The organism is Actinomycetes bacterium, assembly GCA_036000965.1.
Classification (GTDB): domain Bacteria; phylum Actinomycetota; class CALGFH01; order CALGFH01; family CALGFH01; genus DASYUT01.
In genome coordinates this window covers 1-9,803 of the sequence record DASYUT010000350.1, presented here as the reverse complement: position 1 = coordinate 9,803, position 9,803 = coordinate 1, and the positions used below count along the sequence as shown (strand labels likewise).

The window sequence follows — 9,803 nt, the reverse complement described above, 5'->3', positions numbered from 1 at the left end:
TGGTCCTGCCGCCGGCGACCAGGCCAAGGATGCGCTCCTCCTGCGGCGACAGCCGGGCCAGCTTCTCGTCGCCCAGCAGATGCTTGCCCCTGCGCAGCCGGTCCAGCACCCCCCGGGTCACGGCCGGGTCAAGCAGGCTCTACCGGGTCCTCGGGGTCATGGGCCCCGACGAGTACCACGACGCCTACCCGGACGCCGACCGGGCCGGGCTGGACGACAACGCCGACAGCAACGTCATGGCCGTATGGGTCCTGCGTCGAGATCCCCGCCCGGGACTCGCGGGAGGCCCTCCCGCCCCTGCCTCATGCAGCCGGCAGGACAGCCGGGATCCGGCAGCGTTAGCCCACCATGTTGAGCGACGAGCAGGTAGATGAGCGTGGACAGCAGGTCCTGGACGACGGTTGCCAGCGGCCCGCTGCCGAAGGCGGGTCGCGGCCCAGGCGGTGCAGCAGCCAGGGAAGGGCCATGGCGACCAGGGTGGCGGTCGAGCAGGTGGCCAGCAGGGCGAGCGCCACGGCCAGAGCCACGCCGCTGTCGCCCCACCGCCAGATGCCGGCCGGCAGGAACGCCAGCGATACCGTCGCGCCCACCAGCAGGCTGGTCAGCAGCTCCTGCCTGACCACCTCCCGGATCCCGATGCCGACCGACAGACCGCGGACGATCAAGGTCTCCGTTTGGGCGCCGACCGCGTCGGCCATATAGACGATGCCGGGGATGAAGAACTCCAGCACGACGTTGGAGCTGGGCTCCGAAGGAGCCCAGCAGGTCGGCGGCGGCGACCGCCCCGATCAGCCCGGCCAGCAGCCACGGCAGCCAGTGGCGGAACCGCTTGCCCACCGGCTCGACGCTGGCATGCCGGGCCGACGCCGCCTCGTGGGTGACCTGTTCCTCGAACAGCGACGGCAGCACGACCGCGCCCGCGTCCTCGAGCCGGCGCAGGCCGTCGAGGTCCCCGGTGAGCGGCGATGCGGAGGCGACCAGGGGCGAGCGCAGCTCCAGGCCGAGGTCGCGGGTGCGCAGGTCGGTCATGATGACGCCTCCTCGGGCGGCTGGTCGGCGGGGTGCTTCGGTAGCCGGCGGGCGCGGGCACGGGGGCGAGGTGGGCGCGCAGGTCGGGGGACGGCCCCCAGGGGGAGAAGGATGGCGGCGACCTCATGACGCACGGGTTGGCGGGCGTCGCCCTTGGCGCCGAGCCCGCCGAGCCGGGCGTCATGCGCCAGCGGCCGCGGCCCCCTGCCGAGAGCGTGCTCGGCGCCGGCCTGTGGCAGCGCATCGTCCGCATCGGGGTCGTCATCGCCACGATCACCCTCGCGGTGGGGGTCTGGGCGCACGCCACCGGGCGTGCGTGGCAGAGCATGGTGTTCCTCGCCCTCGGCGTGACCCAGCTGGGCGTCGCCCTCGGCGTCCGAGCCCGTGCCGGCACCGCGGCCAACCCGTTCCTGCTGGTCGCGGTCGCCTTCGCGCTGCAGGTCGCCGGGCTGTACCTGCCACCCCTCCGCGACCTGCTCGGCACCCACCCGCTCCCGCTTGTCGACCTGGCGATCGTCTGCGCCGTCGCCGTCCTCGGCTACCTCGCGGTCCGGCTCGACCACCGGCTGGGACGCGCGCACGCACGGCCGACCGAGGGCACGGCCTGACCACCCGAACCCAGGGCGGCTGGAGCAAACCGCGTTCGATCGGGCCTCGGTCAGGTCAAGCCTCGCTCCGTCGGCCTCCCCAGTCGGGCTGAAGGACTCGATTGCCTCGGACGAGTCCGCCGGCGGTTGTTCAGGTGGTAGTGGGCCGCATGGCCGGGTAGCGGGCGCGCAGCGCCTCGGCCAGGGACGGTCGGACTTGAGGCTCACGTCGCCTGGCCGGCGGACCAGCTCGCAGATGGCGAAGATGCGGCCGCCGACCTTGAACACGGCGACCTCGTCGCCGAAGCGGTCGTCCTCGACCGCCCCGGGCGGCGCTTGCAGTCGTCGAGCGCCTCGTCTCTGTCCATGCGCCCGATCCCATGCCTGCACCTCAGACGGGGTGGTACGGCAGGCGCGCCCGGCCGCCCGTCGCGCGGCGAGGCCGACCTGCCGGCCCTTGCGGCGCTGGTGGCCGCCTCCGCCGCCGGCGACCGCTGGGAGCGGCCCCTGTCCGCCGAGGAACTGCGCCAGGAGCCGGCTTGGTGAAGGGTGGGGCCGTTTCGGCGGCCTGCGTAGGGGTTCGGCACCGGCCGCTGGTGACCCCGTGGTGGTTGTCTTTGGCGGCGCGCAGTGGCGGGCCTGGGCGCGGGAGGGGACAAGGGTCCCGCCGGTGGCGGGTTGTTCGGCCCGTGCAGCCGGACTGGTTGCCGGGGAGCCTTGGTTAGGTTGCGACGAATGATCGCGAATGGAAGCCAATTGGTGATGTTCAGTCCCGCGCGGAGGGTGCTGGTGGGAGTCACGCAGCAGGCGACGGCCGTGGCGCGCGGTCGGCCATCCGCCCGTGCTGCTCGACCGCGCGTACGGACAGTCGCTTCGGGAAGCCATGCCGCTGCGACCGGACGCTGCATGGCCATTGTTGGTGCCGCACGAGAAAGGTGGTTGGTGCGATGAGAAGGAACCAGCGGGTCTTGGTGGTGCTCGTCGCTGGGCTGATGGTGTTCGCGCTGGCGGGATGCTCGAGCTCCAAGAGTAAGACCACCAGCAGCGGCGGCCAGAGCGCCGGCGGCGGGGTGACGGTGACGACAGCGGTCGCGAGCGCGGGGCCGACGATCGTCAACGTGGAGGGAGGCGAGAAGCCCGACGGGAAGTACTATCTGACCGTGACGCCGGCGTCGGTGCAGGCGGGGCCGACGACCATCACGTTCAAGAACGTCGGCACGAAGGAGCACGAGGTGGTCGTGCTGAAGACCGACACGCCCGCCGACAAGTTGAAGGTCGGCGCCAACCATGAGGTCAGCGAGGCGGCCAGCGTCGGTGAGGACAGCGAGACCAAACCGGGCAAGACCAAGAGCACCACGATCGATCTGCAGCCGGGCACGTACGTCCTGGTGTGCAACATCGAGCGGCATTACGAGAAGGGCATGTACGGGGCGTTGACGGTCACCTGAGGATCGCGTGGTAGAGGAGGCACGGTGGCAGGTGAGCTGGGGGCGACGCCCAGCTGGCCGAGAGCGGTCGCGGTCACCGCGGCGCTGGTGGCGCTCGGTGTCGCGCTGCTGGTCGTCGTCCCCAACCTGATCGTCACCCGGCTCGGCGGGCTCGACCGGGGCCAGCGGACGGCGCTGGCGACGATCTGGTTCTTCGGCATGCTGGCGGCGTTGGCGTGGCTGCTGCGGCGCCTGCAGGCACGGCATCTGATCTGAGGGCAACATGAGCGAATCACTGCCGGCCCCTATCCCAGACGCCCGGTGGCTGTGGGCGAACGAGCCCTGTCGCGCTGCCTGCCCAGTGCACACCGACGCCGGCGCCTACGTGACCGCGATCGCCCAGGGCCGCTACCGCGACGCCTACCTGATCGCCCGCCAGCCCAACCCCTTCCCCTCGATCTGCGGCCGGGTGTGTGCCGCCCCGTGCGAGACGGCGTGCCGGCGGGGCAAGCTCGACGCGCCGATCGCGATCCGCGCGCTGAAGCGGTTTGTCAGCGAACGGTTCGGCGTGGAGAGCTTCGGCGGCAGCGCCGTCTGGCACGAGGCCCACGGCCCAGTCCCGCCGGCCAGCCGGCCGTCGGTCGGCGTCGTCGGGGGTGGGCCGGCGGGCCTGTCGGCCGCTCACGACCTGCGCCTGGCCGGCCATCCGGTCACGATCTATGAGGCGCAGGACCGGCTCGGCGGGATGCTGGTGCTCGGCATCCCGGAGTACCGCCTGGCCCGCGGCCTCATCACCCGGGAGGTCGAGGCGATCCTGGAGCTCGGCGTCGAGGCCCGCACCAACTGCCGTGTCGGCACCGACGTGACGCTCAAGGAGCTGCTGGCCCAGCATGCCGCGCTGTTCCTTGCCGTTGGCACCGGCCGGGGCCGGGACCTCGACATCCCCGGCCATCAGCTGGACGGCGTGCTGCGGGCGGTGGAGTTCCTGCTCAACGTGAACCAGGGGTTCCGGGTCGACCTTGGCGAGCGGGTGGTCGTGGTCGGCGGCGGCAATGTCGCCTTCGACGCGGCCCGCACCGCGCTGCGGGCGGCCGCTCGCGGGGAGGCGGGCCCCACCCCGCAGCCGTTGGCCCCGCAGGCCCGGGAGGACGCCCGCCGCAGCCTGACCACCTCGCTGGACGTGGCGCGCTCGGCGGTGCGGGCGGGCGTTGCCGACGTGGCCGTGGTGGCCCTTGAGTCGCCCGAGGAGATGCCCGCCACCCCCGAGGAGATCGCCGAGGCGGAGGACGAGGGGATCCGGATCGTCTACCGCCGGGGTCCGCACCGGATCGTCGGCCAGGGACGCGTCGAGGGCCTGGAGACGGTCGCGGTGGCGTCGGTGTTCGACGCCCAGCACCGCTTCGCCCCGACGTTCGTCCCCGACACCGAGGAGGTCCTGCCGGCCGACACGGTGATCCTGGCCGTCGGCCAGGTCGCCGACATCGGGTTCCTCGGCCAGGACGCCGGGGTCGAGCTGACCCGCCAGCGCGGCGTGGCGGTCGACCGCGCGACCCTGCGGACCTCCCACCCGCGCATCTGGGCTGGCGGCGACCTGGCCTTCGGGCCCAGGAACCTCATCGACGCCGTCGCCGACGGCCAGCGCGCCGCCGCGTCCATCCACGCCGCGCACGCTGATGCCACCGAGCGCCCACTGCGGATCGAGCTGGCCGACCGGCCCGGCTTCCGCCGCCTGGCCAGCGGCTACGACGCCGTCCCGCGGGTCGAGATCCCGGTGGTGCCCCACGACCGGCGCATCGGCTTCGCGGAGGTGGAGACCGGCTACGGCGAGGCCGACGCCCGCCTGGAGGGCCACCGCTGCCTGCGCTGCTTCGACAACGTCATGCTCCAGCCCGAGCTGTGCATCCTCTGCGGCCTGTGCGTGGACGTCTGCCCGCACAACTGCATCACGATCGTGCGGGCCGACCACGCCGGGGCGGGCACGGCGGCGCAGTCGGCGCTGCTGCTGGACGAGTCGCTGTGCATCCGCTGCGGCCTGTGCGTCAACCGCTGCCCACCCGGGGCGCTGCTGATGGTCCACGCCACGGAGCTGCCCGATGGATGACCAGGACCGCGACGCCCTCGAGCCCGACGTCTACCCGGCCCCGAAGGGGCTGTGGCAGCGGGTGCGGCGCAGCGAGGTGTGGCGCTCGGCGTTCCGCCACCCGCAGCTGGATACCCCGAGGGGACGGGCGCTGCAGTCGTTCAGCAACTTCTTCCTGCACGTCTACCCGGTGAAGGTGCCCGGCCGGGTGCTGCGCTTCCGCTACTCGTGGCGGCTCGGCTACATCCTCACGGTGCTGTTCGCGATCCTGAACCTCACCGGCATGTACCTGATGTTCTTCTACACCCCGTCGGTCGCCTCCGCCTACGGCGACATGCAGCAGTTGCGCACCGGGGTCGGCTTCGGGCAGCTGGTCCGCAACGTCCACCGCTGGTCGGCGCACCTGATGGTGCTCGCGGTGCTGCTGCATCTGGCCCGGGTGTTCTTCGCCGGCGCCTACAAGCGGCCGCGGCAGTTCAACTGGGTCTTGGGCGTCGGCCTGCTGGTCTTGACGCTGGCGTTTTCGTTCACCGGCTACCTGCTGCCCTGGGACCAGCTCAGCTACTGGGCGGTCACGGTCGGCACCAACCTGGTCAACTACGTGCCCGTCCTCGGAGGGACCATCCGCGACCTGCTGCTCGGCGGTGCGCAGATCGGGCAGGCGACCCTGCTGCGCTTCTACGCCCTGCACGTGTTCGTCCTGCCCGCCGCCCTGACCGTGCTGCTGGCGCTGCACATCTGGCGGGTCCGCAAGGACGGCTTCGCGGTGCAGCAGCCCAGCAGCGGGGCGTTCGCCGAGCAGGCCACCGAACGACCGCGCGTACCGGCCGCGGTCCCGGCCGGCGGCGAGGGCGGCGAGGGGGAGCCACGGGTCCGCCTGCTCGGCGTCGTCGACCGCCAGTCGGTCACCGCCGAGGAGCGGCAGGTGGACGACACCGTGTTCACCTGGCCGCACCTGCTGGTCCGGCACGCGGTGGTGGGCCTGGCGACGACGGCGGTGGCGCTCACCCTCGGCGTGGCGTTCGCCGCGCCGCTACGTGGACTCGCCAACCCCGAGCTCACCCCCGAGCCGTCCAAGGCCCCCTGGTACTTCGTCGGCCTGCAGGAGCTGCTGTCGCACGTCGACCCACTCGTCGCCGGGATCCTCGTTCCCGTCGGCACGATCCTGGGGCTGGCCCTGCTGCCCTACCTGGACCGCAACCCCGCCACCGAGGCCCGCCACCGCAAGGTGGCCGTGCTGCTGTTTGCCACCCTGCTGGTCGCGGCCGTCGTGCTGACCGTCGTCGGGGAGTTCTTCCGCGGGCCGGGGTGGCGGTTCATCCCGCCGTGGCGGCACCTGTACGTCGACCTGTAGGAGCCGCGTATGCGTCTGACTCGCCGGGACCTGCTGCGCAGGGGCTGGAAGCTGGGCGGCACCCTCCTCGGCGTCGCCCTCGGCTGGACCGCCTACGAGGCGCTCCGCCCGCTCGCCGGGGCGGGCGGCGGCGGCCCCATCACGTTGGGGAGCCCGGCCGACTTCAAGCCGGGGACCGCGACCTACTTCAACGAGGGCCGGCTGTGGCTCGCCAACGCCGGCGGGCACTTCTTCGCCCTGTCCCAGCGCTGCCCCCACCTCGGCTGCCGCGTGCCGTTCTGCCAGAGTTCGGGGCGGTTCGAGTGCCCCTGCCACGGCTCGGTGTTCGACCTCGGCGGCGAGTACGTCCAAGGACCGGCGCCCCGCGGGATGGACCGCTTCGAGCTCCGAGTCGACAGTGGAATGCTGGTGGCCGACACCGGCACGCTCCTCCCCGGCCCCGACCGCGGCACGCAGGACTTCGTCACCCCGCCGCTCGGCCCCCCCTGCACCAGGAGCTGACGATGCCCCGCGACGCGCCCAAGCCGGCCGCCTTCGAACCCCAATGGCTGCAACGCAGCCTGGACCGCCACTACACCTGGGGCCTGGTGTTCATGGTGGTCCTGATCCTCGGGTTCGTCCTCTACGGCATCCAGGAGCCGACCCTGCGAGCCAACGCCGCCCGCGAACAGGCGACCACCTACGCGCACCTGGGCGCGGGGCTGTTCGCCAACAACTGCGCCGCCTGCCACGGCCGCGGCGCAACCGGCGGCAGCGCGCCCACGCTGAACGCCAAACAGTTCCTCACCGCCACCTCCGACGAGCAGGCCCGGCTGCTCATCGCCGGCGGCGTCTCCGGCACCAGCATGCCCGCCTGGAGCCTGGACTTCGGCGGCCCGCTCACCGACGAGCAGATCCGCCAGCTCGTCGCCTACCTCCGCTCGCTCGAGCCCAACGCACCCAGCATCCCGAACTGGCGGCAAGGCAAGCCCTGACCGCCGCCTCCACTGAGGTGCGCCCCCAACCAGACCGACCTCTTTCGAGCCGGCCCTGTTCAGGGGTTGGTGGGCCAGGTGTGGACCGGCTGGTCGGTGGCGGCGTACTGCAAGTAGCGCTCCAGCATCGCCGCCAGCGCGCGCTCGCGGCCGAGCCGCGGCTCCAGCGTGGCCAGCGTCCTGCGCTGCCACGCCGCCCCGGTCTGCCCGGCGGCCACCCGCGCGGCGATCACCCCGAGCAGGTCGTCGGCCTCGGCTGCGGCCACGCCGGCACTCACCAGCCCGTCCCGGGCGGCCGGCAGCAGCTTGGGCACAAGCTCGGCGGCGGGCAGCGTGCACAGCCGGCCGCCCTGCCCGAACGGCCAGGTCAGCTCGGCGCCCAGGCCCTGCTGGGCGGCCCGGTAGAAGCCATGCTCGGCGCGCTCAAACGACAGCGTGTAGGTCCATCGCTGGTCCTGCGCGGCCAGCCACCGCGACAGCCCGACGAGCAAGGCGGCGTTGGCGAGCATGTCGGTCACGGTCGGGCCGGCGGGCAGGGCCCGCATCTCGATGCGCAGATGCCCACCCAAGGCCGGGTCGTAGATGGCCCGGTTCCAGCGCCACACGGTACCCTGGTGCAGCCGCAGCTCCGCCAGGGGTGGCGCGTGCCGGCGGTCCCCGCCGTCAAGCGGGTCGTGGTCGCCAAGGACCGGCAGCAGCGGGCGGTGCAGGCGCACGCCCTCGGCGAACAGCTCCAGCGGCCCGCCGCGCAGCCAGCCGGTCCCAAACGCCATGCGGGCAAGCCGGCGGCGCGGCCCGCGCCCGTCGCGGTCGTCGATGGACTGCTTGCACAGCGCGATGCGGGTCTCCTCCCACAGCCGGTGGCCAAGGAAGGTCGGGGAGTTGCCGGCCGCCGCCAGCACCGGCGCGGTGGCCGCCTGGACCGCGTTGTAGGTGTGCGCAAAGGCGGCCGGGTCGACGCGCAGATGCACCTGGAACGAGGTGGCCGCGCCCTCCAGGGCCACGTCGTCGCTGGCCAGCTCCAGCGGGTCCGCGCCCGCGATGCGGAGGTGGAACGGGTCGTGGCGGAGCCGTCGCAGGCCGCGGTCCAGCGCCCGGTAGCGCGGCAGATCGCTGATCGCCCCGGGGTGCAGGTCGGCGCGGCGCAGCGTGGGCAGGATGCCAACCAGCGCCAGCCGGCCCCCATGCCCCCGGGCCGCGGCAGCGACGCGCTCAAGCAGCAGGCGCAGCTCCTCCCCCAGCGCCGCAAATGGTCGGCCGGCCAGCAGCGTGGGGGTGGCGTTGAGCTCCAGGTTGAACCGGTCCAGCTCCACGGTGACGCGGGCATCGCCGGCCGCGGCGCGGACCGCCTGGTTGCGCAGGAGCGGCCGGGCGGTGTCGTCGACCAGACACAGCTCCAGTTCGGCGCCCAGGGTGGCAGGGCCCACCCCGAAGCCGGGCCGGGTGAGCAGCCGGCCGAGCGTTGCCAGGCACTGCGTGAGCCGCTGCTGGAACCGGGCGTAGTCACCCTGGTCGAAGGTCTCCTGCTCGATGCCTGTGCCCATGACCGGAACCTCACTGTCAACGCGCACGACCGCCCGCCACGTTATTGCTAGCCCCGCCAGGTCCACGGCGTGTCCTTGGGCAGGGCGATCCGCCGCCCGGTCAGCACCGTCGGCAAAATCCGGACATAGCGATCTTTGGGGCCCGGCGCCCAAGGATACAGCGGCAGTCGACGCACTCGTGCCAACTCGGTCGGGTCGGTGACCTCGGTCACCTCTCCGCGGACCAGGACGCTCCAGCCGGTGCGGGTCACCTCGTCGGCCCCGTCGACCTCGAACCCGACCCGTCCGCTGCGACTGGCCACCTCCAGCTTGGTCCCCTCGTCGGTGCGAAACAGCACGGTGTACTGGTCAACGACGAAGTTGACCGGCAGCGCCAGCAGCCCGCGGTCATCGACCAGCACCACCCGACCCAAATGCTGGCCGGCCAGCAGCCCGAAGCATTCCTGCTTGGTCAGCTCCTGCCAGCGGACGTCACGCACACTCCTCACCTTCCTGCGTTCGAGCAGCACTGCTGCGGCGCCACCGTCCAACCGAGCCTGTCCCGCCACGTGCAGCCGTGGGTGAAGGTCCGGTACGTTCTAGGCAATCCGGCCAGACTGGTCTCTCGGTCATCGGCTGACCTGCGGCCAGGCGCTGCCGGAAGACGCTGGCCTGCCGCGCGCGGCTCAGGAGGATGTCCCGCTCGCCGTTGGATTTGGGTGGGGCCTCCATGACGGATCCTACGGTCAGGCGGTGACGGCCAGATCAAGCAGCTCGGGCTCGTCGGCGGTGGCACGTTGGAGCGCAGCGGCGAGTTGGGGTAGCTCCT

Annotated in this window: 10 protein-coding genes and 1 pseudogene; 7 read left to right on the top strand and 4 right to left on the bottom strand. The window is 72.6% G+C overall.

Annotated features, from left to right (window positions below):
• Positions 1–338 precede the first annotated feature (338 nt).
• Positions 339–731 (bottom strand): magnesium transporter, encoded by a 393-nt coding sequence (locus VG276_31330; protein HEV8653771.1) that lies wholly within the window; start codon positions 729–731, stop codon positions 339–341.
• A 139-nt stretch (positions 732–870) separates the two neighbouring features.
• Positions 871–1,029: pseudogene (locus VG276_31325) on the bottom strand (dihydroorotate dehydrogenase-like protein).
• Positions 1,030–1,154: 125 nt separating this feature from the next.
• On the opposite strand from VG276_31325, the gene VG276_31320 reads away from it, so the two are divergent.
• From VG276_31320 to VG276_31290, 7 genes are all read left to right on the top strand, one after another.
• The gene (locus VG276_31320) at positions 1,155–1,637 is read left to right on the top strand and encodes a cation-translocating P-type ATPase C-terminal domain-containing protein (GenBank protein HEV8653770.1); all 483 of its coding nucleotides are present in this window, start codon (positions 1,155–1,157) and stop codon (positions 1,635–1,637) included.
• A gap of 950 nt (positions 1,638–2,587) precedes the next feature.
• Positions 2,588–3,064 carry a plastocyanin/azurin family copper-binding protein gene (locus tag VG276_31315; GenBank protein ID HEV8653769.1) on the top strand — a complete coding sequence of 159 codons (477 nt, stop codon included), beginning with the start codon at positions 2,588–2,590 and terminating at the stop codon, positions 3,062–3,064.
• A 24-nt stretch (positions 3,065–3,088) separates the two neighbouring features.
• A complete protein-coding gene (locus tag VG276_31310; GenBank protein ID HEV8653768.1) occupies positions 3,089–3,319 on the top strand; it encodes a hypothetical protein in 231 nt (76 codons plus the stop codon).
• 7 nt (positions 3,320–3,326) lie between these two features.
• The gene (locus VG276_31305; GenBank protein HEV8653767.1) at positions 3,327–5,144 is read left to right on the top strand and encodes an FAD-dependent oxidoreductase; all 1,818 of its coding nucleotides are present in this window, start codon (positions 3,327–3,329) and stop codon (positions 5,142–5,144) included.
• Complete coding sequence (locus VG276_31300) at positions 5,137–6,477, top strand: cytochrome b N-terminal domain-containing protein (GenBank protein ID HEV8653766.1); 1,341 nt, start codon at positions 5,137–5,139, stop codon at positions 6,475–6,477. The genes VG276_31305 and VG276_31300 overlap by 8 nt, the downstream gene beginning before the upstream one ends.
• 9 nt (positions 6,478–6,486) lie before the next feature.
• A complete protein-coding gene (locus VG276_31295; protein ID HEV8653765.1) occupies positions 6,487–6,978 on the top strand; it encodes a ubiquinol-cytochrome c reductase iron-sulfur subunit in 492 nt (163 codons plus the stop codon).
• A gap of 2 nt (positions 6,979–6,980) precedes the next feature.
• A complete protein-coding gene (locus VG276_31290; GenBank protein ID HEV8653764.1) occupies positions 6,981–7,451 on the top strand; it encodes a cytochrome c in 471 nt (156 codons plus the stop codon).
• Between the two features lie 59 nt (positions 7,452–7,510).
• Here VG276_31290 and VG276_31285 read toward each other — a convergent pair whose 3' ends face one another.
• A complete protein-coding gene (locus VG276_31285) occupies positions 7,511–8,995 on the bottom strand; it encodes a glutamate--cysteine ligase (GenBank protein HEV8653763.1) in 1,485 nt (494 codons plus the stop codon).
• A 47-nt stretch (positions 8,996–9,042) separates the two neighbouring features.
• On the bottom strand, positions 9,043–9,474 hold the full coding sequence (locus VG276_31280; GenBank protein ID HEV8653762.1) for a pyridoxamine 5'-phosphate oxidase family protein: 432 nt from the start codon (positions 9,472–9,474) through the stop codon (positions 9,043–9,045).
• Positions 9,475–9,803 lie beyond the last annotated feature (329 nt).

What these genes read in the sequence shown, in the direction of transcription:
- VG276_31285 (HEV8653763.1), bottom strand. Translation starts at nt 8,995, where the DNA reads ATGGGCACAGGCATCGAGCAGGAGACCTTCGACCAGGGTGACTACGCC.
- VG276_31320 (HEV8653770.1), top strand. Translation starts at nt 1,155, where the DNA reads ATGACGCACGGGTTGGCGGGCGTCGCCCTTGGCGCCGAGCCCGCCGAG.
- VG276_31290 (HEV8653764.1), top strand. Translation starts at nt 6,981, where the DNA reads ATGCCCCGCGACGCGCCCAAGCCGGCCGCCTTCGAACCCCAATGGCTG.
- VG276_31300 (HEV8653766.1), top strand. Translation starts at nt 5,137, where the DNA reads ATGGATGACCAGGACCGCGACGCCCTCGAGCCCGACGTCTACCCGGCC.
- VG276_31305 (HEV8653767.1), top strand. Translation starts at nt 3,327, where the DNA reads ATGAGCGAATCACTGCCGGCCCCTATCCCAGACGCCCGGTGGCTGTGG.
- VG276_31295 (HEV8653765.1), top strand. Translation starts at nt 6,487, where the DNA reads ATGCGTCTGACTCGCCGGGACCTGCTGCGCAGGGGCTGGAAGCTGGGC.